Below are 22715 nucleotides of genomic sequence, written 5' to 3' on the forward strand. Positions count from 1 at the left end.
CACGGCAAATACCAAGAGTCTCCATCCCGAAGTCGCCGTTTCATCGAACAAGGTCCACGTCATGACCACCGGAACGCCCCGCTCCACCCATCTCTACATCGTCACCGGCGCCTCGCGCGGCCTGGGCGCATCGCTCGTGCGTGCGCTGCTCAAGCCGGGCAACCGCATCATCGGCGTGGCGCGCAGCCGCAACACCGACCTCGAACGCGAAGCCTCGGCCAGCGGCGTGCCGGTGGCATGGCACCTGCAGGACCTGTCGCAGCCCGGCCCGTCGGCTGGCTGGCTGTCCAGCGTGCTGGAAGCGGTGGACGATGCCCCGGCCAGCGTGACGCTGATCCTGAACGCGGGGGTGGTGGCGCCCATCGGCCCGATCACCGAACTGCACGAAAACTCGCTGGTGCCGCATCTGCAGACCAACCTGGTCACGCCGATGACGATGACCGGCGCGTTCATCGATGCCACCGCGCGCTTCGACTGCCCGCGCAAGGTGCTGGCCATCTCGTCGGGCGCCGCGCGCAACCCGGTGCCGGGCTGGAGCGCCTACTGCGCCGGCAAGGCGGGCCTGGACATGTTCATCCGCTCGGTCAATGCCGAGTACGCGGGCCTGGCCGACGATCGCGCGGTACGCGCCGTGGCGCTGGCGCCGGGCGTGGTGGACACGGGCATGCAGGAGACCATCCGCGGCGCCGATTTTGCCCAGGTGCAGCGTTTCCGCGACCTGAAGGCGAATGACCAGCTGGCGTCGCCCGACGATGTCGCGCAACGCATCGCCGCCTATCTGGAGCGCGCCGACTTCGGCAAGACCGAACTCGACGACATCCGCAACTATTGAACTGAACCATCGCGCAAGGCCCCGTGCCCTGCGCGACCGAAGCTGACACCATGACCGAACCGACCCGCACGCCTGCCGCCGCACCCGCCGACGCGCCTGCCGTAGACGAGAACAAGATCATTGCCGAACGGCGCGAGAAGCTGCAGGCCCTGCGCGAGCAAGGCGTGGCCTTCCCGAACGATTTCCGCCCGACGCACCAGGCCGGCGCGCTGCACGCGCAGTATGGCGAGACCGACCAGGCCGCGCTGGAAGCCAGCCCCGTGGAAGTGTCGATCGCCGGCCGCATGATGCTCAAGCGCGTGATGGGCAAGGCCAGCTTTGCCACCGTGCAGGACGGCAGCGGCCAGATCCAGTTCTACATCACGCGCGACAAGGTGGGCGAGGACGTCTATGCGGCGTTCAAGCACTGGGACCTGGGCGACATCATCAGCGCGCGCGGCGAGCTGTTCCGCACCAACAAGGGCGAGCTGTCGGTGCAGGTGCGCGAACTGCGCCTGCTGTCGAAGAGCCTGCGCCCGCTGCCGGACAAGTTCCACGGCCTGGCCGACCAGGAAATGAAGTACCGCCAGCGATATGTGGACCTGATCGTCTCGCCGGAAACGCGCGACACGTTCCGCGCCCGCACCAAGGCGATGTCGTCGCTGCGTCGCCATATGTCCGACGCCGGCTTCATGGAAGTCGAAACGCCGATGCTGCACCCGATTCCGGGCGGCGCGGCAGCCAAGCCGTTCATCACGCACCACAACGCGCTGGACATGCAGATGTTCATGCGCATCGCCCCCGAGCTGTACCTGAAGCGCCTGATCGTGGGCGGCTTCGAGCGCGTGTTCGAGATCAACCGCAACTTCCGTAACGAAGGGGTGAGCCCGCGCCACAACCCCGAGTTCACGATGATGGAGTTCTACGCGGCCTACACGGACTACCGCTGGCTGATGGACTTCACCGAGAACCTGATCCGCCAGGCCGCCATCGACGCCAGCGGCAGCGCCGTGCTGAACTACCAGGGCCGCGAGCTGGACCTGTCGAAGCCGTTCCATCGCCTGACGATCTGCCAGGCGATCCAGAAGTACGCCCCAGAATATACCGATGCGCAACTGGCCGACGCCGACTTCCTGCGTGCCGAGCTGAAGGGCAAATTCAAGATCAACACCAGCGCGCCGCAGTTCCTGAACGCCGGCGTGGGCACGCTGCAACTGGTGCTGTTCGAGGAAACGGCGGAGTCGCAGCTGTGGGAGCCGACCTACATCGTCGACTACCCGGTGGAAGTGTCGCCGCTGGCGCGCGCCTCGGACACGCAGCCGGGCATCACCGAGCGGTTCGAGCTGTTCATCACGGGGCGCGAGATCGCCAACGGCTTCTCGGAACTGAACGATCCGGAAGACCAGGCCGACCGCTTCCGCAAGCAGGTCGAGCAGAAGGACGCCGGCGACGAGGAAGCCATGTACTTCGACGCCGACTACATCCGCGCGCTCGAATACGGCATGCCCCCGACCGGCGGCTGCGGCATCGGCATCGACCGCCTCGTCATGCTGCTGACCGACAGCCCGAACATCCGCGACGTGATCCTGTTCCCGCACCTGCGTCGCGAAGACTGATCGGCAGGCGCAGCCAGCCTGCGCCATGTCTGGTTCCCCCACGCCTGCCAGGGCGTGGGGCGCTCCCACCACCTCCCGACTTGCCGGCTGTTACAGACGCCCGCGCACCTCCGCCCTTCCCTCGCCGTAACCTCCTGATTTCCCTGCAGTTTTTTGGCTACAGATCCTTACAAAATCAAACGGAAACCGAATCGTAATTCGGCCAGACTCTAGGTATCCACCCCTTCAGGGTGACTTGGAGAACAAGAAATGTCTGGTCAGGAAACACTCCCCGCCCTGCCGTCGCAACGCCGCCTGAACCCGCTCGTGGGCGCGGCCGCCGTCGCACTTGTGGTGGCCAGCCTCACGGTGGTCGCAGCCGTAACGGGCGTGCTGCCGATTACCAAGGCCACACAGGCGCCGGCCGAGGCTTCGTACAGTTCGTACAGCAGCGCATCCGGGGGCTCGTACAGCGGCAATCAAACCGGTACCCAGCCTGTCATGAACGAGCCGCCGCCGCTCAGGAGCCAGCCGGCACCGGGATCGACCACGCGGCCGCCCGCCTATGACGCTCGCCAGGCTCAGAACAACATGGCGCCGCCGGCCCAGCCGGTGCAGCAGGCCCAGGCTGAAGAAAAACCGGCCGCCCGGCCCAGCCATACGGCCGGTCATGTGACGGGTGTGCAGGTAGTGGAAGCCGAAAAGCCGACCAGCGGCCTGGGCGCCGTTGGCGGTGCCGTCGTGGGCGGCTTGCTGGGTAACCAGATCGGCTCGGGCAATGGCCGGATTCTGGGCACCGTGGCCGGCGCGGCTGCGGGCGGCTTCGGCGGCAACTACGCCGAGAAGAAGCTGAACACCAACAAGTCGTACCGCGTCAGCGTGAAGATGGACGACGGCTCGCGCCGTACGTTCACGTATCAGAATCCTCCGGGCGTCGAAGTGGGCCAGCGCGTGCATCTGGAGCGCGGCGTGCTCGTGACTGGCTGACGGCCGTCGAATTCGGTCCCGCCCCAGCGAGCCCGATCCCGACACAAACAAAAAAGCACGGCGTGACAGCCGTGCTTTTTTGCTTCATTTGCCTTGGATCAACCGAACTTATTCCGCTTCCTCGATCCACGCTTGCTGGATGGCCTCCAGGATCTTCTCGCCCGAGCGTTCCGGCAGATCGCTGAAACCGTCCAGTTCCAGCACCCACTGGCGCAATTGGGTAAAGCGCACCGTTACCGGGTCGACGTCAGGAAACTTGTCGTACAGCGCGGCGGCGATATCGTAGGTATCTGTCCATTTCATGGGAAAACTCCTCGCGCGGGCCTTAGTGGCCTTCCTTGGCGTGATTGATCGTGTACTTCGGGATTTCGACGGTCAGATCCGTGTCCGCGACGATGGCCTGGCACGACAGGCGCGAATTGGGCTCCAGGCCCCACGCCTTGTCCAGCAGGTCTTCCTCTTTTTCCTCGGCATCTTCGAGCGAGTTGAACCCTTCGCGCACCACCACGTGGCACGTGGTGCAGGCGCACGACTTCTCGCAGGCGTGCTCGATGTTGATACCGTTGTTCAGCAGCGCGTCGCAGATGCTGGTGCCGGTGCCGGCCTCGAAGACGGCGCCTTCCGGACACAATTCGACGTGGGGCAAAACGATGATCTGTGGCATGTGATTCCTGTTTTCTCTCTCTAGGCAGGTGAGCTGCGTGTAACTCAGCCGAGCTCCTGCACCTTCTTTCCGGCCAGCGCGCTCTTGATCGAGCGGTCCATGCGGCGGGCGGCAAATTCGTCGGTGCCGTGCGACAGCTGCTCGACGGCCGCCTTGATCGCGTGGTGGTCGTCACCGCGCGCGATCTCGGTCACGCGGGCCATCAGCGCATCCACGGCCGCGCGTTCGTCGGCCGACAGCAGGTCGCCATCGACTTCCAGCGCACGCGCGGTGGCCTCCACCAGCCTCGCGGCCTCGACGCGTTCCTCGGCCAGCGCGCGGCTCTTCATGTCGTGCTCGGCCTCGCGGAAGCTTTCCTGCAGCATGCGCGCGATATCGTCGTCGGCCAGCCCGTACGACGGCTTGACCGATACCGACGCTTCCACGCCCGAATTGGTCTCGCGTGCCGACACCGACAGCAGCCCGTCCGCATCGACCTGATAGGTCACGCGGATGCGCGCCGCGCCCGCCACCATCGGCGGAATGCCGCGCAGCTCGAAACGCGCCAGCGACCGGCAGTCGCTGGCCAGCTCGCGCTCGCCCTGCAGCACGTGAATGGCCATGGCGGTCTGGCCATCCTTGAAGGTGGTGAATTCCTGCGCACGCGCGACCGGAATCGTGCTGTTGCGCGGGATGATCTTCTCGACCAGGCCGCCCATCGTCTCCACGCCCAGCGACAGCGGGATCACGTCGAGCAGCAGCCAGTCCTCGCCCGGCGCATGGTTGCCGGCCAGCAGGTTGGCCTGCATGGCGGCGCCCAGCGCCACCACCTTGTCCGGGTCCAGGTTGGTCAGCGGCTGCTGGCCAAAATAATCGCCCACGGCCTTGCGGATGGCCGGCATGCGCGTGGCACCGCCCACCAGCACCACGCCCTTGACATCCTCGGGCGTCACACCGGCATCGCGCAACGCCTTGCGCACCGGGGCCAGCGTCTTCTGCACCAGGTTGGCGGTGATGGCGATGAACGTTTGCGCGTCCAGCGGCAGATGCACGATCTCGCCGGTGGTCAGCACGGCATCGATCACGGTGCTGTCGCTGGCGGACAGGGCTTCCTTGGCGGCACGGGCGCGCATCATCAGCAGGCGCGTGTCCTCGGCCGACAGCGGCTGCAGGCCGGCCTGCTCGACCACCCAGCACAGCAGGCGCTGGTCGAAGTCGTCGCCGCCCAGCGCCGAATCGCCGCCGGTGGACATCACCTCGAATACGCCCTTGGTCAGCTTGAGCACCGAGATATCGAACGTGCCGCCGCCCAGGTCATACACGGCGTAGATGCCTTCGGCGGCGTTATCCAGGCCGTAGGCAATGGCGGCAGCGGTCGGCTCGTTGAGCAGGCGCATCACCTCCAGGCCCGCCAGTTGCGCGGCATCCTTGGTGGCCTGGCGTTGCGCGTCGTCAAAGTATGCGGGCACAGTGATCACGGCACCCACCAGTTCGTCGCCCAGCGAATCCTCGGCGCGCTGGCGCAGCGTGGCCAGGATCTCGGCCGACACTTCCACCGGGCTCTTGATGCCGGCCGCGGTCTTCAGCTGCACCATGCCCGGCGCATCGACAAAGTCGTACGGGCTGTGCTCGATATTGGCCACGTCACGCAGGCCACGGCCCATGAACCGCTTCACGGAAACGATCGTGTTCTTGGGGTCGCGCACGGCCTCGTCCTGGGCCTTGAAGCCGATATGCGCGTTGCCGTTGGGCAGGTAGCGCACCACCGACGGCAGCAGCGAGCGGCCATCGTCGTCGGGCAGGACTTCGGGAATGCTGTTGCGCACGGCGGCCACCAGCGAATTGGTGGTGCCAAGGTCGATGCCAACGGCCAGCCGGCGCTGGTGAGGCGCGGGCGACATGCCGGGTTCGGAAATCTGGAGCAGTGCCATGAGAATCTTCTAATCTTCGAGCCGATCGATCGCCTCGCTGGCGTCGTGTTCGATCTTTTCGATAAACATCAGCTGGCGCGCGGCGGCGCCGGCGGCTTCGTTGTCACCGGCATCGAGCAGCGCGCCGAGTGCCGCGTGGCGCTCGCGCTTTTCCTGGCGCAGGTCGCGCAACAGGCTGTCGAGCTGGTCTACGTCGCGCGCCTGCGTCGCGTCCTGCAGCGCCTCGCGCCATTCCATCTGCTGCATCAGGAATGCCGGCGCCATCGCCGTATTGCTTTCGGCCTGAATGTCCACGCCGCGCAGTTGCAGCAGGTAGATGGCCCGCTTGAGCGGCTGGCGCAGCGTGCGGTATGCCTCGTTGGCATGCGCGGCCCACTGCATGGCCACGCGCCGCTCGGCATCGCCGGCATTGGCAAAGCGGTCAGGGTGCGCCTGCGACTGGACGGTGCGATAGGCCGCATCCAGTGCAGCTTCGTCCACTTCGTATTGGGCAGGCAGCCCGAACAGCGAGAAAAAATCGTCTTTCAAAGCGCGTCTTTCCAAAACATTCACAACAAAAAGGAGCGGTCATGCCGCCCCTTGTCGTGTCGCCGCCCTCGCATCGGTTGCCGATCCGGGCGCGGCACGGGCCATCAGACCCGGAACGACTCGCCGCAGCCGCACTCGTCCTTGACGTTCGGGTTGTTGAACTTGAAGCCTTCGTTCAATCCCTCGCGTGCGAAGTCCAGTTCGGTACCGTCGATGTACGGCAGGCTCTTCGGATCGACGATCACCTTGATGCCGCGCGTCTCGAACACCTGGTCTTCCGGCTGCAGTTCGTCCACGTACTCCAGCTTGTACGCCAGGCCCGAGCAGCCGGTGGTCTTCACGCCCACGCGCAGGCCCAGGCCCTTGCCGCGGCGTTCCAGGTAGCGGGAAACGTGTTTCGCCGCCTTTTCGGTCATCGTGATCATCTTTGCCTTGCTGTCGAAACGCCGCGCGCGATACCGCACCGCTCGCGGCCATACCAACCCGTCTGAAGCGGACCGCGCCGCTCAGGCAGCCTTCTGCTCGGCGCCGCCGTGCTTCTTCTTGTAATCCTCGACGGCCGCCTTGATGGCGTCTTCGGCCAGGATCGAGCAGTGGATCTTCACCGGCGGCAGCGCCAGTTCCTCGGCGATCTGGGTGTTCTTGATCTCCAGCGCCTGATCCACGGTCTTGCCCTTGACCCATTCGGTCACCAGCGACGACGACGCGATGGCCGAGCCACAGCCGTAGGTCTTGAACTTGGCGTCTTCGATCACGCCCGCCTCGTTCACCTTGATCTGCAGCTTCATCACGTCGCCGCAGGCAGGGGCGCCGACCATGCCGGTGCCCACCGCGTCGTCGTTCTTGTCGAACGAACCGACGTTGCGCGGATTTTCATAGTGGTCGAGAACCTGGTTGCTGTAAGACATTTTGGTTACCTCTGACGAATCTTTATGGGGTTCTTGTTGTTGCCGTGGACCGCAATCAGTGCGCGGCCCACTGGATCGAATTCAGGTCGACGCCGTCCTTGAACATCTCCCACAGCGGCGACAGGTCGCGCAGCTTGCCGATCTTGTTCCTGAGCAGCTCGACGGTGTAGTCGATCTCCGCTTCGGTCGTAAAACGGCCAACCGTGAAGCGGATCGAGCTATGCGCCAGCTCGTCGTTGCGGCCCAGGGCGCGCAGCACGTACGACGGCTCCAGCGACGCCGACGTGCAGGCCGAACCCGACGACACGGCCACGTCCTTGATGGCCATGATCAGCGATTCGCCTTCGACGAAGTTGAAGCTGACATTCAGGTTGTGCGGCACCCGGTGTTCCATCGAACCGTTCAGGTACACCTCTTCCATCGACGACAGGCCGTTCCACAGGCGGTCACGCAGCATGCGGATGCGCTCGTTCTCGGTGGCCATTTCCTCGCGGGCCAGGCGGAACGCCTCGCCCATGCCGACGATCTGGTGCGTGGCCAGCGTGCCCGAACGCATGCCGCGCTCGTGGCCGCCGCCGTGCATCTGCGCCTCGATCCGCACGCGCGGCTTGCGGCGCACGTACAGCGCGCCGATGCCCTTCGGGCCGTAGGTCTTGTGGGCCGAGAACGACATCAGGTCGCACTTGAGCGTGGACAGGTCGATCGCAACCTTGCCGGTGGCCTGCGCGGCATCGCAGTGGAAAATGATGCCCTTCTCGCGGCAGATCTCGCCGATCTGCTCGACGTCCTGGATCACGCCGATCTCGTTGTTCACGAGCATCACCGACACCACGATCGTGTCCGGGCGGATCGCCTGCTTGAACACGTCCATGTCGATCAGGCCGTCGTCCTTGACGTCGAGGTACGTCACCTCGAAGCCCTGGCGCTCCAGCTCGCGCGTGGTGTCTAGCACGGCCTTGTGCTCGGTCTTCACGGTGATGATGTGGCGGCCCTTGCCCGAGTAGAAATTGGCCGCGCCCTTGATGGCGAGGTTATCCGACTCGGTCGCACCCGACGTCCACACGATCTCGCGCGGATCGGCACCCACCAGCGCCGCCACCTGCTCGCGCGCCTCTTCCACGGCGCGCTCGGCATCCCAGCCGTACGCGTGGCTGCGCGACGCCGGATTGCCGAACTGCTCGCGCAGATACGGAATCATCTTGTCCGCCACGCGCGGGTCCACCGGCGTGGTGGCCGAGTAATCCATGTAGATCGGGAAATGTGGGGTGGTGCTCATCTTATGACTGCCTTATAGGGATCACTAATCGCGTACTGCCTACCGATAGTTTAATGCAGGTGCCGCAACCTTGCTCAGGACTGCGCGAGGCTGAACACCGAGTTGACCACGCGGGCGCGCGCCGGCTTTTCCTGCTTCTCGGCCTTGCCGCGCGACACGGTGACGGGCTGCTGCGCGGCGTCTTCGCGCATGTCGTGCAGCACGGCCGGCTGGCGGGCACGTTGCTGGTCAACGAGATTCTTCAGCGATACGGAGTCCAGGTACTCGACCATCTTCTGGTTCAGCGTGGCCCACAGCTCGTGGGTCATGCAGCGCCCGGAACCGTCATCTCCGTTACAATTGCCCTTCCCCCCGCACTGGGTGGCATCGAGCGGCTCGTCCACGGCAATGATGATGTCTGCCACCGTCACGTCCTCGGCCTTGCGCGCGAGGCTGTAACCACCGCCCGGACCGCGTACGCTCTCGACGATCTCGTGACGGCGCAGCTTGCCAAACAGCTGCTCCAGGTACGACAGCGAGATCTTCTGGCGCTGACTGATGCCTGCCAGCGTGACAGGACCCTGATCCTGGCGCATGGCCAGGTCGATCATGGCGGTTACCGCAAAGCGGCCTTTGGTAGTCAGTCTCATGATGCTCGGGGAGAGGGAATACTTGAGAATTTCGCTCGAGTTTAAGATATCCCGACTAAATCAGTCAAGTACCCCATCCCGCAACGCACTATTCCACGCCCCATAACGATCCCGCTGGCGCAGCTTCGGAAAACGGCCATGCAAAGCCCGCAGGCTTGATTTCCCGCATGGCAAATCGGGCAATTCCGAATAGTCGGGCTCAGGCCAGTTGGCGCCGCAGCATGTCGATCACGCCGTCGCAGGCATCCTCGATGTAGTCCAGCACGCGCTCGAAGCCGTCACCTTCCCCATAGTACGGGTCCGGCACTTCCTCGACCCGATATCGCGTGGCAAAGCTCATCAGCAGGCGCAGCTTGTCGGCGCCGACCCCGGGAAGCAGCCGGCGTAGCCCGGCCATGTTCTCGAGGTCCATGGCCAGCACCAGATCGAAGCGATCGAAGTCGGCCGCGTCCACCTGACGGGCCCGCAGCGCGGAAAGGTCATAGCCGCGCTGCAACGCCGCGCGCTGACTGCGGGCGTCGGGCGCGCGGCCGACGTGGTAGCCGTGCGTACCGGCGGAGTCCAGTTCGACCCTGTCGGACAGGCCGGCGGCCTGAAGCTTGGCGCGCAGCACGCCCTCTGCCGTTGGAGAGCGGCAGATGTTGCCCATGCAGCACATCAGAATGGCGTATTTTTTCATCGACGCGATTTTACCGTCATGCACATCGTCGAAAACCCACGCCAGGCGATAGCGTCGCCAGCCGCTACAGCCGCTCGGCCAGCAGCTTGCCGCGCGCGAACCCGGCTGCCTCGGCGTCGGTGGGCGACTTGTAGTGCTCTGACGCCGGCGAGGTTTCCACCAGCGTGTCGGCCGCGCGAATGTTCGTGCCCTTGCGGCACACGCGAACCGTGTAGTCCCATTCGATGGGCGACCGGGGTTTCACCAGCACCTGAATCTCGTGCGTTTCGAAAACCCTCTTTTTCCATTCACTGCTATAGGACATCAGTGTCTCCTGGCTCTCCTGGCGTGCCGGCCTTCTTCGGGCGTGACTGGGGGCTGATTCGGGTTTCAGCTCACCTCGCCGGCATCTATTGTCCGCATGGCTTCGGCTTCCGCCAGCGCAAGGGCTGCCTCTGGCGTATCGGCCGAGCCGGTCTCGGTTTCAAACGTGGGCCCGCCGGGTTCGCCGAACGCATCGGAAATGGTCAGTACCCCGGCGAAACCGCCGCCCGCATGCGCAACGGCACGGGCAACGACCGTATAACCACCATATTCGAACTGTGTCACCATGGCACACTCCCTGGTTCGTGATCGGGCGTCCCGCGCTGGGCGGATTGCCTAATCACTATAGGATGCCGTGGCGCACCATGCCCATCGGGGCCCGATCAGGTCTTCCCTCAGCTTGACGGCGGCAGCAGATGGTCGCCTTCGGCGCCGGCCCCGAACACCTGCGCACGCAGCTTGGCCAGCTGGTCGCGCACCTGGGCCGCCTTTTCGAACTCCAGGTTCTTGGCGTGGTCGAGCATCTGCTTCTCCAGGCGCTTGATTTCCTTGGCCACCTGCTTTTCGCTCATGTCCTCGTATTTCGCGCGTTCCGCTGCGGCGGTCAGTTCGGCCTTGACCTCGTCGGCGTCGTACACGCCATCGATGATGTCCTTGATCCGCTTGACCACGCCGCGCGGCGTAATGCCGTGGGCCTCGTTGTGCGCGATCTGCTTGGCGCGGCGGCGCTCGGTTTCCTGGATCGCCACCCGCATCGAATCGGTCATGCGGTCGCCGTAGAGAATCGCGGTGCCATTGACGTTACGGGCGGCCCGCCCGATGGTCTGGATCAGCGATCGCTCCGCACGCAGGAAGCCTTCCTTGTCGGCATCGAGGATGGCCACCAGCGACACTTCCGGAATATCCAGGCCCTCGCGCAGCAGGTTGATCCCCACCAGGACGTCGAACGTGCCCAGGCGCAGGTCGCGGATGATTTCCACGCGCTCGACCGTATCGATGTCCGAATGCAGGTAGCGCACCTTGATGCCGTTTTCGGACAGGAACTCGGTCAGCTGCTCGGCCATGCGCTTGGTCAGCGTGGTCACCAGCACACGCTCGCCGGCCTGCAGCCGCAGGTGGATCTCGCTGAGCAGGTCGTCCACCTGCGTGGTGGCGGGCCGCACATGGATGATCGGGTCGACCAGGCCGGTCGGCCGCACCACCTGCTCCACCACCTGCCCGGCGTGCTCCTTCTCGTAGTTCGCGGGGGTGGCGGTCACGAAGACCGCCTGGCGCATCTTGCGCTCGTATTCCTCGAACTTGAGCGGCCGGTTGTCCAGCGCCGACGGCAACCGGAAGCCGTACTCCACCAGCGTGGTCTTGCGCGCTCGGTCGCCGTTGTACATGCCGTTCAGCTGGCCGATCAGCACGTGCGATTCATCCAGGAACATCAGCGCGTCGGGCGGCAGGTAGTCCACCAGCGTCGGCGGCGGCTCGCCCGGCTTGGCGCCCGACAGGTGGCGCGAATAGTTCTCGATGCCCTTGCAGAAGCCCAGTTCCGACAACATTTCCAGGTCGAAACGCGTGCGCTGCTCCAGCCGCTGCGCCTCGACCAGCCGGTTTTCCTTGTAGAAGAAGTCGAGCCGCTCGCGCAGCTCCACCTTGATGTCCTCGATTGCCCGCAGCACGGTCTCGCGGGGCGTCACGTAGTGGCTCGACGGGTAGACGGTGAAGCGCGGAATCTTCTGACGGACGCGGCCCGTCAGCGGGTCGAAGAACTGCAGCGAATCCACCTCGTCGTCGAACAGCTCCACACGCACGGCCATCTCGGCATGCTCGGCCGGGAAGATGTCGAGCGTGTCGCCGCGCACGCGGAACGTGCCGCGCTGGAAATCGGTCTCGTTGCGCGTGTACTGCATGGCGATCAGCCGCGCGATCACGTCGCGCTGGCTCAGCTTGTCGCCGGTACGCAGCGTCAGGATCATCTGGTGGTATTCGCTCGGATTGCCGATACCGTAGATCGCCGACACCGTCGCCACGATGATCGTGTCGCGCCGCTCCAGCAGACTCTTGGTGGCCGACAGCCGCATCTGCTCGATATGCTCGTTGATCGACGAGTCCTTTTCGATGAACAGGTCGCGCTGCGGCACATAGGCCTCAGGCTGGTAGTAGTCGTAGTAGCTGACGAAGTATTCCACCGCGTTGCGCGGGAAAAATTCGCGGAATTCCGAATACAACTGCGCCGCCAGCGTCTTGTTTGGCGCAAATACGATGGCCGGCCGGCCCATCCGGGCGATCACATTGGCCATCGTGAAGGTCTTGCCCGAGCCGGTCACGCCCAGCAGCGTCTGGAACGACAGGCCGTCCTCGATGCCCTCCACCAGTTGCCGGATCGCCTCGGGCTGGTCGCCGGCGGGCGGATACGGCTGGTACAGCTGGAACGGCGAGCCCGGAAACGTGACGAATTTGTCTTCGTCCAGGGGCGGGGCGACTTCAGCGAGATTCGTCATAAACGTAGGGAAAAACCTGAGGGAAACTGGCGGGATACGCTAGAATCTGGGGGTTGCGCGGATCGGTTCAAGCCCGGTTGGCCATAGTTTGCCGAAGGGATACTGTCAGCTTCTGTCAGTAGTGACAGGAAGTCAGTCAGGAGCCCGTCGCCGGTGCCGCCGCAGCCACAGCGCAGTTCGAAGCATTCTACGCCCTCCGTTTTCTTACACAGCTGACCACGAGATCCCAAATGAGTTTGTTTTCTGCCGTCGAGATGGCCCCGCGCGACCCGATCCTGGGCCTGAATGAAGCATTCAATGCCGATACCCGCGCCACCAAGGTGAATCTGGGCGTTGGCGTGTACTTCACCGACGAAGGGAAAATTCCGCTGCTGCGCGCCGTGCAGGAAGCCGAAAAGGCCCGCCTGACCAGCGCCACCCCGCGCGGCTACCTGCCGATCGAAGGCATCGCCGCCTACGACCAGGCCGTGCAGACGCTGCTGTTCGGCAAGGATTCGGCCCTCATTACCGAAGGCCGCGTCGTGACGGCTCAGGCACTTGGCGGCACGGGCGCGCTGAAGATCGGCGCCGACTTCCTGAAGCGCCTGTACCCGGACGCATCGGTCGCCATCAGCGATCCGAGCTGGGAAAACCACCGCGCGCTGTTCGAATCCGCCGGTTTCCCGGTGGTCAACTACGCCTACTACGATGCCCCGTCGCACGGCCTGAACTTCGCCGGCATGGTGGAATCGCTGAAGTCGTACCCGGCCAACACCATCGTCGTGCTGCACGCGTGCTGCCACAACCCGACCGGCGTGGACCTGAACGACGCCCAGTGGAAGCAGGTGGTGGAACTGGTCAAGGAACGCAATCTGATCCCGTTCCTGGACATGGCCTACCAGGGCTTTGCCGAAGGCATCGAGCCGGACGGCGCCGCCGTGCGCCTGTTTGCGGAATCGGGCCTGCCGTTCTTCGTGTCGAGTTCGTTCTCGAAGAGCTTCTCGCTGTACGGCGAGCGCGTGGGCGCGCTGTCGATCGTCACCACGGGCAAGGAAGAAGCCCAGCGCGTGCTGTCGCAGATCAAGCGCGTGATCCGCACGAACTACTCCAACCCGCCGACCCACGGCGGCACCGTGGTGGCCACCGTGCTGAACAGCCCGGAACTGCGCGCCATGTGGGAGCAGGAACTGGCCGAAATGCGAGACCGTATCAAGCTGATGCGCAACGCACTGGTCGACAAGCTGGCGGCCAAGGGCGTGCCGGGCGACTTCTCGTTCGTGAAGGCCCAGCGTGGCATGTTCTCGTACTCGGGCCTGACCTCGGCGCAGGTGGACCGCCTGCGCACCGAGCATGGCATCTACGCCGTCGGCACCGGCCGCATCTGCGTGGCGGCGCTGAACAGCCGCAACATCGACGCCGTGGTCAACGCCATCGCCGCGGTGTACTAAAAAGCAACACCTGACCCTGCGTCAACGGCAAAAGGCGACCTGGAGGCCACTCGGGTCGCCTTTTTTGTCATTGTCAGGCGGTGTCATCCAGATTTAGCGCCAATGTCCTATTGTCTTCCCCGCTTGCCGGCGTAACTTGGAAGCGTATGCTGCAAAGCACGATCGTTCGATTGCGGGCATAATCCGTTGCGCGACAAGCACTCGCGACAAGAAAGGCTAGACAGGTACCGGCATGCTTTACCAATTGCATGAATTCCAGCGCTCGATGCTGAACCCGCTGACCGCGTGGGCCCAGGCGACCGCCAAGACGTTCACAAATCCCCTCAGCCCGCTTTCGCTGATTCCGGGCGCGCCCCGGATGGCGGCCGGATACGAGCTGTTGTACCGGCTCGGCAAGGAATACGAGAAGCCGGAGTTCGGCATCAAGAGCGTGCGCTCGAATGGCCGCGAGATCCCCATCGTCGAACAGACCGTGCTGGAAAAGCCGTTCTGCAAGCTGGTGCGGTTCAAGCGGTATGCCGACGACCCCGAGACCATCAAGCTGCTCAAGGACGAGCCCGTGGTGCTGGTCTGCGCGCCGCTGTCGGGCCACCATGCCACGCTGCTGCGCGACACCGTGCGCACGCTGCTGCAGGACCACAAGGTCTACGTGACCGACTGGGTCGATGCCCGCATGGTGCCGGCCGAGGAAGGCGCGTTCCACCTGGCCGACTACATCTACTACATCCAGGAATTCATCCGCCATATCGGCGCCGACAAGCTGCACGTGATTTCGGTCTGCCAGCCCACCGTCCCGGTGCTGGCCGCGATCTCGCTGATGGCGTCATCCGGCGAAAAGACGCCGCGCACGATGACGATGATGGGCGGCCCGATAGACGCGCGCAAGAGCCCGACGTCGGTCAACTCCCTGGCCACCAACAAGTCGTTCGAATGGTTCGAGAACAACGTCATCTACACGGTGCCGGCGAACTATCCGGGCCATGGCCGCAAGGTCTATCCGGGCTTCCTGCAGCACGCCGGCTTCGTGGCGATGAATCCGGACCGCCATCTGTCGTCGCACTATGACTATTACCTGAGCCTGATCGAGGGCGACGCCGACGACGCCGAAGCGCACGTGCGCTTCTACGACGAATACAACGCGGTGCTGGACATGGCCGCCGAGTACTACCTCGACACGATCCGCGAAGTGTTCCAGGAATTCCGCCTGGCCAACGGCACGTGGGAAATCGACGGCGACCCGGTGCGCCCGCAGGACATCAAGGGCACGGCGCTGCTGACGATCGAAGGCGAGCTCGACGACATCTCGGGCGCGGGCCAGACGGCCGCCGCGCACGACCTGTGCGCCGGCATCCCGAAAACGCGCAAGCAACACATCACCGCGCCGAAGTGCGGCCACTACGGGATTTTCTCGGGCCGCCGCTGGCGCGAGAATATCTACCCGGAACTGCGCGACTTCATTCGCAAGTACTGAGCGTAGCCCGGCCCGCCCGGGCCGGCATGGCAGAACGCCCGCGAGATCCTCGCGGGCGTTCTTGTTTCTGGCCGATTGGCTATGCCGCTGAGCGATGTCTCAGCGATTGGTCAGGTACGACAGCAGCATGTCGGTATGCAGGTCGGCAAAGCGCGCGTGTTCTTCCTCGGTGGCCACGTCGCGGCCGATGACGGCACTGATCGTGTACCGGTTCGACAGCACGTAGTAGCCCAGCGCCGAAATGGTCAGGTAGAACTGCGGCACGTCGATGTTGTCGCGGAACACGCCCTGCTGCTGGCCGCGCCGGATGATGTCGGCCAGCACGTCCACCACCGGATTGATCAGCTGATGGAGCTGGGCCGACTTCTTCAGATGGCGCGCCTCATGCAGGTTCTCGCTGTTCACGAGCCGGATGAACTCCGGATGCGCGTAGTACCAGTCCCAGACAAAGCGGGCCAGCGTGCGCACCCCCGCCACGGGGTCTTCGTCGGTGATATGCAGCTGCTCCTCGGCCGCGCGAAACTCGGCGTACTGTTTTTCGAGCACGGCCAGGAACAGGCCTTCCTTGCTGCCGTAGTAGTAATAGAGCATGCGCTCGTTGGTCTCGGCGCGGCGTGCGATCTGGTCGACACGGGCACCCGCCAGCCCGCCCTTGGCAAATTCCTCCGTGGCGGCGGCCATGATGCGTCGGCGCGTGCCTTCTGGGTCCCGCTTGGTTTTTGGCTCGTTCGACATGAATATCTGATCTGTCAGTTGCGCGGATTATGGCACAGCCCGCCACCTCGTCCGGGCTCCTCTTCCCGTTCGGGTGACGGCGAATCATCGCCTTTTCTGCACCGCGGCGAAATCGGGGATAATCCTTGCCGCACACACGTCCGCAGAGGCGTGCAAGATGCCAGTCGTCCCCCCTGATTCCGTGTTGCCGTCGTGATCCGTTCCCCCTCGTCCGTTGCCGGCGATGCCAGCCTGGCAGACCGCCTTGAAGCCCTGCTGCCGCAAACCCAATGCACCAAATGCGGGTTCGACGGCTGCCGCCCCTATGCCGAAGCCATGGCCGCGGGCGAGGCCGCAAGCAACCGCTGCCCGCCGGGCGGCGCCGAGGGCATCGTGCGGCTGTCGGCCGTGCTGGGCGTCGCGCCCCAGCCGCTGGACCCCGAACGCGGCATCGAACAGGCCCGTGCCGTGGCCCGTATCGACGAATCGCTATGTATCGGCTGCACGCTGTGCATCCAGGCCTGCCCGGTGGACGCCATCGTCGGTGCCGCCAAGCAGATGCATACCGTGCTGCCCGACTGGTGTACCGGCTGCGACCTCTGCGTGGCCCCCTGCCCCGTCGATTGCATTGCGATGATCCCGGTCACGGGCGCGAAGACGGGCTGGGCCGCCTGGTCGCAGGAACAGGCCGATGCCGCATACGCACGCTATCAGTCGCGCAAGGTGCGTCTGGTGCGCGAGCGCGAGGAAAACGACGCCCGCCTGGCCGCCAAGGCCGCGGCCAAGCTCGAAGCCCTGGAGGCCGAAGCCGCGGCCAGCGAGGCGGAACAGGCTGCGCAGGCGCGCAAGAAAGCGATCATCCAGGCCGCCATCGAGCGCGCGCGCCAGAAGGCGGCCGCCGTGCAGCCCCGCAACACCGACAATGTGCCGCCCGCCGTGCAGGCGCAGATCGATGCCGCCGAAGCGCGCCGCGCGAAACGGGGCCTGACCGACCAGGCCGGCCAGGAACGCCAGAGCCCGGACGGCAGCGCCGCGCCGGGCGACCCCAGCAAAAACGACGATTCCCGCTCATGAATCCCGCCAAGCGCCTTGCCATTTTCGAAACCTTGCGTGAGGTCAATCCCACCCCGGAAACGGAGCTCGAATACAGCTCGCCGTTCGAGCTGCTGATCGCGGTGCTGCTGTCCGCCCAGGCCACCGATGTTGGCGTGAACAAGGCCACGCGCAAGCTGTTTCCGGTGGCCCATACCCCGCAACAGATCCTGGATCTGGGCGAGCCCGGCCTGATCGAGTACATCAAGACGATCGGTCTCTACAAGACCAAGGCCAAACACGTGATGGAAACCTGCCGGATCCTCGTCGAGCAGCATGGCGGCAAGGTGCCGCCCGTGCGCGAGGCGCTGGAGGCCTTGCCGGGCGTGGGCCGCAAGACCGCCAACGTGGTCCTGAACGTGGCGTTCGGCCAGCCGACGATTGCCGTCGACACGCATATCTTCCGCGTGGCCAACCGCACCGGGCTGGCGCCGGGCAAGAACCCCGATGCCGTGGAACAGAAACTGTTGAAGGTAACGCCGACCGAGTTCCTGCACGACGCCCACCACTGGCTGATCCTGCACGGCCGCTACGTCTGCAAGGCACGCAAGCCCGAATGCTGGCATTGCGCCATCGAGCCGCTCTGCGAGTTCAGGCCAAAGACCCCGGCACCGAACGTCTAGGCAGGATTCGGCCCCTTCAGGACCAGCGCCAGCTGCAAGGCGGTGCGCGCCACGGTATCCACGTCAGGCGTGTAGCCGTTGCGGATCCAGTACAGCGCCACATGGACGATGCCGCCCGCCACGCCGGCGGCCAGCATCGGATCCACCTTCACCCCGGGCGTCATCAGCGTCCGGGCCACCAGTGCGCCGAAATCGCATAGCGATACCGCCAGCGCCTCGTCCACGAGCCTGCTGACCCCGCGAATCTCCACCAGGAACACCCGCGCCGAGCGCGGCTCGCACTGCAGCGCCCCGAAATAGGCACGCAGCATCGCCAGCACGCGATGCTCGCCGCTGCCGCCCGCCTCTTCCCCTGCCCGTGCCAGCGTTTGAAGCAGGCGATGCGTGACCGTTTCATACGATGCCAGCAGCAATGCCTCGCTGTTGGCAAACGATTCGTAGAAGTAGCGTTCCGTCAGCCCGGCGGCCTCGCACACCGCCTTGACGGTGGCGTTCTGGTAGCCGCGCTCGCCGTAGACCTGCACGGCGGCGGCAATCAGCTGCTCGCGCCGCTGGGCGCGGCGCTCTTCGGCCTCGGCGCCGCGGTAGCGGCGGGCGGGAGATAGCTCTGTGGTCATGGCGGCCATTATGACATTCCCTATTGTCAGATGGCTTCTGACAACCTATGTTGTCAGAATACCCACTCGCCCCCGGTAGCCGTCATGCGCCCTCAAAGTCCTGATGACGATGTTCTGGATGTCCTGATCGTTGGCGCCGGCTTGTCCGGCATCGGCGCCGCCCGGCAACTGCAGCAGCGGTGCCCGGACAAGCGTTTCGCCATCCTGGAAGCACGCGACGCCATCGGCGGCACCTGGGACCTGTTCCGCTATCCGGGCATCCGCTCCGATTCCGACATGTACACGCTGGGCTACCGCTTCAAGCCCTGGCGCGGCGCCAAGGCCATCGCGGACGGACCGTCGATCCTGGCCTACATCCGCGAGACAGCCGAAGAAACGGGCATCACCCGTCACATCCGGTTCGGCCACAAGGTCGTGGGCGCCGCCTGGCGCAGCGACGAAGCCTGCTGGACGATCGACGCCGAGCGCCGCGCCGATGGCAGCCGCCAGCGCCTGCGCGCGCGCCTGCTCTATGTCTGCGCCGGCTACTACAGCTATGCCGAAGGGCACCGCCCGGCGTTTCCGGGCGAGCAGGAATTCCGCGGCCGGATGGTCCATCCGCAGTTCTGGGACCCGTCGATCGACTATGCCGGCAAGCGCGTGGTGGTGATCGGCAGCGGCGCCACGGCCGTCACGCTGGTGCCGGCCATGGCCGAGACCGCCGCCCATGTGACGATGCTGCAGCGTTCGCCCACTTATATCGTGACCCGCCCCGGCGAAGACCCCATCGCGCACAAGCTGCGCCGCATGCTGCCCGAGCGTCTGGCCTACCGCGCCACGCGCTGGAAAAACGTGCTGCTGGGCATGTTCTTCTTCCAGCTGGCGCGCCGCCGGCCCGCCAAGGTAAAGGCGCGCATCGTGGACATGGCCGCGGCGCAGCTGACGCCGGGCTTCGATGTGGGCACCCATTTCACGCCGCGCTACAACCCGTGGGACCAGCGCGTCTGCCTGGTGCCCGATGGCGACCTGTTTCGCGAAATCCGCAATGGCCGCGCGTCGGTGGTAACCGACCAGATCGACCGCTTTACCGCCGACGGCATCGTGCTGAAATCCGGCCAGACGCTGCCTGCCGATGTGGTGGTCGTCGCCACCGGGCTGAAGCTGAACATGCTGGGCGATATCGCGCTGACCGTCGATGGGCAGGCGCGCCGCCCGTCCGAATCGCTGGCCTACAAGGGCATGATGCTGGGCAATGTGCCGAACCTGGTGCTGGCGTTCGGCTACACCAATGCATCATGGACGCTCAAGGCCGATCTGACCGCCGAGTATGTCTGCCGTCTGCTGCGGTTCATGGACCGGCGCGGCTACCGCATGGCGATGCCCGAAGTCGATCCGACCGTGCAGACCGTGCCGTTCCTGGACTTCTCGTCCGGCTACGTGCAGCGCGCGGCGTCGGTGCTGCCCCGGCAGGGCCAACGCAAGCCGTGGCGCGTGTATCAGAATTACCTGATGGACATGCTGACCATCCGGCATGGCCGCATCGACGATGGCGTGCTGCGCTTCGACCGCGTGGCGGCCACGCTGCCGACCAACGATCCGATTGCCGAGGCTCAATCTTGAATATTTTTCTTGCGCTGATCGCCGTGGTGGTGGCCCTGGCCGCCGCCCTGCTCGTCCTGCTGTTCCTGTTCACCCGCCAGACGGTGCGCAAGATCGAAGCCGGACTGCCGCCCACCGGCCGCTTCGTCGATGTACCCGGCGCCCGCCTGCACGTCATCGAGCAGGGCCAGGGCCAGCCGGTGCTGCTGGTTCACGGGCTGTCCGGCCAGCTTGCCAACTTTGCTTACGGGATGGTCGAGCCGCTGGCGCGCGATTTCCGCGTGGTGGCCGTCGACCGGCCCGCCGCGGGCTGGTCCACGCGCACGCCCGGCGCGCCGGCCGACCTGCGCGCCCAGGCCGATACGCTCGCCGCGCTGATCGACCGGCTCGGGCTCGAAAAACCGCTGGTGGTGGGCCATTCGCTGGGCGGCGCCATTGCGCTGGCGCTGGCCACCTACCATCCCGGGCGCGTGGGCGGGCTGGCGTTGATCGCCCCGCTGACCCATCCGCCCGAGGAAATCTCGCCGGTGTTCAAGGCCATGACGATCCCCAGCGCGGCCATGCGCAAGCTGATCGCCTGGACGCTGCTGATCCCCATGTCGATCCGCAATCGCGAGCAGGTCATGGATATCGTCTTCGGCCCCGATGCCGTGCCGGCCGACTTCCCCGTGCGCGGGGGCGGACTGCTGGCACTGCGACCCGGACATTTCCTGGGCGCGTCCGAAGACCTGATCGGTGCCGCACACAGCCTGCCGCCGCTGGTGGCGCAATATGGCGACCTGCGCGTGCCGGTCAGCATCCTGTTCGGCCGCGAAGACCGGATTCTGGACTACCGCAAGAATGGCGAAGCCTTCGTCGCCCGGGTGCCGGCCGCCCGGCTGACGCTGGTGACCGGCGGGCATATGCTGCCGGTCACCGCCATCGATGCCAGCGTCGATTTCGTGCGCAACGCGGCCGCCCGCCTGCACGAGCCGGCAACCGCCTGACCCGCAGCCCCCACCGAAAGGACTCGCCATGGCTTCCTCCACCGGTTACAACCCCTACAGGCGCGACCTGGGCACCGCGTTCCAGGCCATCCGCAAGCTGCTGGCCGACGGCAACGACACCGAACAGGTGTTCAAGATCATGCGCGCGCTGAACGGCCCGTCGATGCCGCGCAACTTCAGCCGCCTGCTTTCCACCCCCGCAGGCCGGCGCATGGCCTATCAGCGCATCGAACTGGCGGAAAAACTATCCGATCCGGACTATGTGGCCCGCTTCGCGCCGGGCACGGTGGGTGCCGCGTATCGGGCCTTCCTGGAAAAAACCGGCTACAGCGCCGATGGCCTGGCCAAGGTGTCGAACCTGAACCAGGAGCCCATCGTCGAGGACGCCTATATGTGGTTTGGCCGGCGCACCCGCGACGTCCATGACATCTGGCACGTGCTGACCGGCTATCGCGCCGACGAGAGCTTGGGCGAAGCGGCGCTGGTGGCGTTCAGCTACGCGCAGACCGGCGGCAAGGGCTGGGCCTTTATCGCCATCGCCGCATCGCTGAAAAGCTGGCGCGTGACGCGCAGCCTGGCCTTCGCCCGCGCGGTGCTCGAAGGCTACCGGCACGGCCGCCGCGCCGCCTGGCTGCTGGGCGAGGACTACGAAACACTGCTGAACGAACCGTTCGACGCGGCACGTGCGCGGCTGGGCATTGCCGAGCCGGTGCGCTACCAGGCGTGCAATCCGGCGCAGGAATGGTCGGCCTGAGCCGGCCCATCGGCAAACAAAAAAGCGACCCGAGGGTCGCTTTTTTGTTTTCGGGCCAACTCGCCGGCAGCCCCGATCAGACGATGCGGCAGGCTTCGTCGAACGACAGGCGCGGCAGGCGCGGATGCAGCTTGTCGGCCTCGCCATAGCCCAGGTTGATCAGGAAGTTGACCGACCACTTGCCGTCGGGGAAGAACGCGGCATTGACCTTGTCGGCATCGAAGCCGCCCATCGGGCCGCAGTCGAGGCCCAGCGCACGGGCGGCCAGGATGAAGTAGCCGCCCTGCAGCGAGCTGTTCATCAGGGCATCGCGGGCGATCTTCTCGTCGTTGCCGGCGTACCAGGCACGCGCGTCGGCGTGCGGGAACAGCTTCGGCAGCTGGTCGTGGAACGCGGTGTCGAAGGCGATGATCGCGGTGACCGGCGCCGAACGCGTCTTTTCCACGTTGCCGGCGGACACGCACTCCACCAGGCGGGCCTTCTGCTCGGCCGACTTCACGAACACGATGCGGGCCGGCGAGCTGTTCGCTGCCGTGGGGCCAAACTTCATCGCTTCGTAGACCTGCTTCAGCAGCGCATCGTCCACATGCTTGTCTTGCCACACGTTATGGGTGCGGGCTTCGGTGAACAATTGTGCGATGGCGGCCTGATCAACGGATTTCATTGCGCGTTTT

Annotated in this window: 25 protein-coding genes; 10 read left to right on the forward strand and 15 right to left on the reverse strand. The window is 65.3% G+C overall.

What is annotated here, in order from left to right:
- Window positions 1-61 precede the first annotated feature (61 nt).
- From AC24R4_RS11605 to AC24R4_RS11615, 3 genes are all read left to right on the forward strand, one after another.
- Window positions 62-832, forward strand: coding sequence for an SDR family oxidoreductase (locus tag AC24R4_RS11605; protein WP_400393411.1), 771 nt, complete (start codon window positions 62-64; stop codon window positions 830-832).
- A gap of 50 nt (window positions 833-882) precedes the next feature.
- Window positions 883-2427, forward strand: a complete 1545-nt coding sequence (gene lysS / locus AC24R4_RS11610; protein WP_153948935.1) for a lysine--tRNA ligase — start codon at window positions 883-885, stop codon at window positions 2425-2427.
- A 249-nt stretch (window positions 2428-2676) separates the two neighbouring features.
- Window positions 2677-3393: a glycine zipper 2TM domain-containing protein gene (locus AC24R4_RS11615; RefSeq protein ID WP_487523163.1), complete on the forward strand. Its 717-nt coding sequence runs from the start codon at window positions 2677-2679 to the stop codon at window positions 3391-3393.
- A 108-nt stretch (window positions 3394-3501) separates the two neighbouring features.
- Here the strand turns inward: AC24R4_RS11615 and iscX are convergent, their stop codons facing one another.
- The 12 genes from iscX to uvrB form a co-directional block, all read right to left on the reverse strand.
- Entirely contained in the window at window positions 3502-3696 is a 195-nt protein-coding gene (gene iscX, locus AC24R4_RS11620) for a Fe-S cluster assembly protein IscX (protein WP_066738820.1), read from the reverse strand.
- A 22-nt stretch (window positions 3697-3718) separates the two neighbouring features.
- Window positions 3719-4057 (reverse strand): ISC system 2Fe-2S type ferredoxin, encoded by a 339-nt coding sequence (fdx, locus tag AC24R4_RS11625; protein WP_092596329.1) that lies wholly within the window; start codon window positions 4055-4057, stop codon window positions 3719-3721.
- Window positions 4058-4101: 44 nt separating this feature from the next.
- Entirely contained in the window at window positions 4102-5967 is a 1866-nt protein-coding gene (hscA, locus tag AC24R4_RS11630) for a Fe-S protein assembly chaperone HscA (RefSeq protein ID WP_400392531.1), read from the reverse strand.
- A gap of 9 nt (window positions 5968-5976) precedes the next feature.
- Window positions 5977-6495: a Fe-S protein assembly co-chaperone HscB gene (gene hscB, locus AC24R4_RS11635; protein WP_400392534.1), complete on the reverse strand. Its 519-nt coding sequence runs from the start codon at window positions 6493-6495 to the stop codon at window positions 5977-5979.
- A 104-nt stretch (window positions 6496-6599) separates the two neighbouring features.
- Complete coding sequence (iscA, locus tag AC24R4_RS11640; protein WP_066738950.1) at window positions 6600-6920, reverse strand: iron-sulfur cluster assembly protein IscA; 321 nt, start codon at window positions 6918-6920, stop codon at window positions 6600-6602.
- A gap of 81 nt (window positions 6921-7001) precedes the next feature.
- Window positions 7002-7403 (reverse strand): Fe-S cluster assembly scaffold IscU, encoded by a 402-nt coding sequence (gene iscU / locus AC24R4_RS11645; protein WP_066738828.1) that lies wholly within the window; start codon window positions 7401-7403, stop codon window positions 7002-7004.
- A gap of 55 nt (window positions 7404-7458) precedes the next feature.
- The gene (locus AC24R4_RS11650) at window positions 7459-8679 is read right to left on the reverse strand and encodes an IscS subfamily cysteine desulfurase (RefSeq protein WP_400392537.1); all 1221 of its coding nucleotides are present in this window, start codon (window positions 8677-8679) and stop codon (window positions 7459-7461) included.
- A 74-nt stretch (window positions 8680-8753) separates the two neighbouring features.
- On the reverse strand, window positions 8754-9308 hold the full coding sequence (gene iscR, locus AC24R4_RS11655; RefSeq protein ID WP_066738832.1) for a Fe-S cluster assembly transcriptional regulator IscR: 555 nt from the start codon (window positions 9306-9308) through the stop codon (window positions 8754-8756).
- A gap of 199 nt (window positions 9309-9507) precedes the next feature.
- Complete coding sequence (locus AC24R4_RS11660; RefSeq protein ID WP_400392540.1) at window positions 9508-9987, reverse strand: low molecular weight protein-tyrosine-phosphatase; 480 nt, start codon at window positions 9985-9987, stop codon at window positions 9508-9510.
- 64 nt (window positions 9988-10051) lie between these two features.
- Window positions 10052-10291 (reverse strand): hypothetical protein, encoded by a 240-nt coding sequence (locus tag AC24R4_RS11665; protein ID WP_400392543.1) that lies wholly within the window; start codon window positions 10289-10291, stop codon window positions 10052-10054.
- Window positions 10292-10356: 65 nt separating this feature from the next.
- A complete protein-coding gene (locus AC24R4_RS11670) occupies window positions 10357-10578 on the reverse strand; it encodes a hypothetical protein (RefSeq protein ID WP_092596350.1) in 222 nt (73 codons plus the stop codon).
- Window positions 10579-10685: 107 nt separating this feature from the next.
- The gene (uvrB, locus tag AC24R4_RS11675) at window positions 10686-12779 is read right to left on the reverse strand and encodes an excinuclease ABC subunit UvrB (RefSeq protein WP_092596353.1); all 2094 of its coding nucleotides are present in this window, start codon (window positions 12777-12779) and stop codon (window positions 10686-10688) included.
- Between the two features lie 230 nt (window positions 12780-13009).
- Here uvrB and AC24R4_RS11680 point away from each other — a divergent pair, with 230 nt between their 5' ends.
- Together AC24R4_RS11680 and AC24R4_RS11685 are read left to right on the forward strand one after the other, a co-directional pair.
- Entirely contained in the window at window positions 13010-14206 is a 1197-nt protein-coding gene (locus tag AC24R4_RS11680) for an amino acid aminotransferase (RefSeq protein WP_400392545.1), read from the forward strand.
- Between the two features lie 232 nt (window positions 14207-14438).
- Window positions 14439-15677: a polyhydroxyalkanoate depolymerase gene (locus AC24R4_RS11685; protein WP_400392548.1), complete on the forward strand. Its 1239-nt coding sequence runs from the start codon at window positions 14439-14441 to the stop codon at window positions 15675-15677.
- A gap of 99 nt (window positions 15678-15776) precedes the next feature.
- Here AC24R4_RS11685 and AC24R4_RS11690 read toward each other — a convergent pair whose 3' ends face one another.
- Window positions 15777-16412 carry a TetR/AcrR family transcriptional regulator gene (locus AC24R4_RS11690; protein ID WP_153948946.1) on the reverse strand — a complete coding sequence of 212 codons (636 nt, stop codon included), beginning with the start codon at window positions 16410-16412 and terminating at the stop codon, window positions 15777-15779.
- A gap of 192 nt (window positions 16413-16604) precedes the next feature.
- Here AC24R4_RS11690 and rsxB point away from each other — a divergent pair, with 192 nt between their 5' ends.
- Both rsxB and nth read left to right on the forward strand, forming a co-directional pair.
- Window positions 16605-17465 (forward strand): electron transport complex subunit RsxB, encoded by an 861-nt coding sequence (rsxB, locus tag AC24R4_RS11695; protein WP_400392551.1) that lies wholly within the window; start codon window positions 16605-16607, stop codon window positions 17463-17465.
- On the forward strand, window positions 17462-18106 hold the full coding sequence (nth, locus tag AC24R4_RS11700) for an endonuclease III (RefSeq protein ID WP_153948947.1): 645 nt from the start codon (window positions 17462-17464) through the stop codon (window positions 18104-18106). The genes rsxB and nth overlap by 4 nt, the downstream gene beginning before the upstream one ends.
- Here nth and AC24R4_RS11705 read toward each other — a convergent pair.
- Entirely contained in the window at window positions 18103-18732 is a 630-nt protein-coding gene (locus AC24R4_RS11705; protein WP_487523164.1) for a TetR/AcrR family transcriptional regulator, read from the reverse strand. The genes nth and AC24R4_RS11705 overlap by 4 nt on opposite strands.
- A 75-nt stretch (window positions 18733-18807) precedes the next feature.
- On the opposite strand from AC24R4_RS11705, the gene AC24R4_RS11710 reads away from it, so the two are divergent.
- The 3 genes from AC24R4_RS11710 to AC24R4_RS11720 are packed head-to-tail and all read left to right on the forward strand — an operon-like array spanning window position 18808 to window position 22041.
- On the forward strand, window positions 18808-20322 hold the full coding sequence (locus AC24R4_RS11710) for a flavin-containing monooxygenase (protein WP_400396677.1): 1515 nt from the start codon (window positions 18808-18810) through the stop codon (window positions 20320-20322).
- Complete coding sequence (locus tag AC24R4_RS11715) at window positions 20319-21287, forward strand: alpha/beta fold hydrolase (protein ID WP_487523165.1); 969 nt, start codon at window positions 20319-20321, stop codon at window positions 21285-21287. The genes AC24R4_RS11710 and AC24R4_RS11715 overlap by 4 nt, the downstream gene beginning before the upstream one ends.
- A gap of 28 nt (window positions 21288-21315) precedes the next feature.
- Window positions 21316-22041, forward strand: coding sequence for a Coq4 family protein (locus AC24R4_RS11720; protein ID WP_400395717.1), 726 nt, complete (start codon window positions 21316-21318; stop codon window positions 22039-22041).
- A 76-nt stretch (window positions 22042-22117) separates the two neighbouring features.
- Here AC24R4_RS11720 and AC24R4_RS11725 read toward each other — a convergent pair whose 3' ends face one another.
- On the reverse strand, window positions 22118-22705 hold the full coding sequence (locus AC24R4_RS11725; RefSeq protein WP_400395719.1) for a malonic semialdehyde reductase: 588 nt from the start codon (window positions 22703-22705) through the stop codon (window positions 22118-22120).
- Window positions 22706-22715 lie beyond the last annotated feature (10 nt).

The sequence above is a fragment of the Cupriavidus sp. CER-90 genome (genome assembly GCF_057652055.1).